The sequence below is a fragment of the Bacillus thermozeamaize genome (assembly GCA_002159075.1).
In the GTDB taxonomy this organism is placed as follows: domain Bacteria; phylum Bacillota; class Bacilli; order ZCTH02-B2; family ZCTH02-B2; genus Bacillus_BB; species Bacillus_BB thermozeamaize.
The window spans coordinates 1-1,811 of the sequence record LZRT01000034.1 but is presented as its reverse complement, the minus strand read 5'-3'; the positions used below and the strand labels follow the sequence as shown (position 1 = coordinate 1,811).

The window sequence follows — 1,811 nt, the reverse complement described above, 5'->3', positions numbered from 1 at the left end:
GAGCCATTCCTGTAGTGAATTAATTTAAGGTTTGAAAGAAAAGAGCGCCTCCTGTATGCTGGGTCTCGAATGTTGCGCACATTCACTGCCCTGATAAAAGGAGGACGCTCTAAATGAAGCATAACCCATCGAGCAAGCAGAATCAACGGATTTCGAGAATTTCGGAAACGACGCTGGTCATTGGAGCCGACATTGCAAAGCACCAACATGTTGCTCGCGCCTTCAATTACAGAGGTATCGAGTTCGGTCGTCGCTGCCTGTTTCAAAACGATGAAAACGGCCTGTTGAACCTGCTGGCGTGGACTGAAGCCATCAAGCAAGAGCACGGGTTTACCGACGTGCTGCTGGGCGTAGAGCCTACGGGCCATTACTGGTTTCCTCTGTTTCATTTCCTGAAACAGCGGGGCATTGAGGTGGTGCTGGTCAACCCGCATCACGTCAGGAAAAGCAAGGAACTCGATGACAACTTGCCGACCAAAAACGACATCAAGGACGCCAAAGTGGTTGCCAAACTCGTACTTGACGGTCGCTATACCCAGCCGAAGTTGCCGGAAGGCGTCTATGCCGACCTGCGAGTGCTGATGAACCAGAGAGACCGTCTGTGCGGGGATTTGCACCGCGTGAAGGGGAGAATCCACAACTGGCTGGATCGCTTCTTTCCCGAATACCGGCAAGTGTTTAAAGACTGGGAAGGCAAGGCCTCGCTCGTGACGCTGAAGCAATTTCCGTTGCCGCAAGATATCGTCGCGGCCGGTGAGGCGGCGATTGTGGCGACATGGAAGCAGCACGACGTAAAACGGGCTGTAGGCGCCAAGAGAGCCGAACTGCTCTGCCGGAAAGCCCGCAAGTCCATCGGTCTTACAGAAGGCGCTGCAGCGGCCAGGTATGAGCTGGCCATGTATTTGGAGCAGTACGCCATGCTGTGCAGCCAGATCGAGCAACTGATGGAACTGGTGGCACAGCTGGTGGAACAGATTCCGGGCGCCGCCCACATGATGAGCATCCCGTGTATCGGCCTCATCACCGTGGCTGGATTCCTGGCGGAGGTCGGCGACTTGAGCAGTTATGACCACAGCCGGCAAATTGTGCGTCACGCCGGTCTGAGCCTGCGGGAAAACAGCTCCGGGCTTCACAAAGGGAAAACGACCATCAGCAAGCGAGGTCGCTATCGTCTCCGCGCCTTGTTGTTCCGGGCGGCACTGACGATGGTTGCCAGGAATCCGGAGTTTCGGGCACTACACCTTTATTTCACAACGCGTCAGGATAATCCGCTGAAGAAAAAGCAGTCCATCATCGCGATTTGCAACAAGCTCATTCGCGTCTTGTTTGAACTGGGCCGTAAGCAGAAGAACTATGACGCTGGCAAGGTGCTCGGCCCCCATCGGGCGGCTCAATTGCAAGCGGCAGCTTAACTCATCCACAGCGGCAACTCGCTTTCGTTTCATCGCTTACACACATATTGATCTTTGACAAACGAAGCACGGATAGGCCGGGGGTAATCTATTCCATAAGGGCATCGACCCCGCTTAGGAGCTTGCCTGGCCTCCACCCCTTGAGAGGTAGAACGAAGGAATGTGAGGGCATCGACCCAGGGAGACATGGGAGGGTAAACCGCAAGGGTATCATGTGGAGATCCATCTGCGACCATACGGTTTTGAAATTGGGGTGACCGCCACCTCTATTCCCGCCAACCCAATCGATCCCAAATATTCACTCCTCGTCAAATCCTATCCAAGGGGGCTTCGGGTGTCAAAGATGAAATCTTGCGAGAAAGCGAGAAAAACAAAGAAAACTTTAATTTATTGAGGGAG

Annotated in this window: 1 protein-coding gene; it reads left to right on the top strand. The window is 53.9% G+C overall.

All coding sequences use genetic code 11. The features are described from left to right. Window positions 1-113: 113 nt before the first annotated feature. Window positions 114-1,412: a transposase gene (locus BAA01_08630; GenBank protein ID OUM89805.1), complete on the top strand. Its 1,299-nt coding sequence runs from the start codon at window positions 114-116 to the stop codon at window positions 1,410-1,412. Window positions 1,413-1,811: the final 399 nt, after the last annotated feature.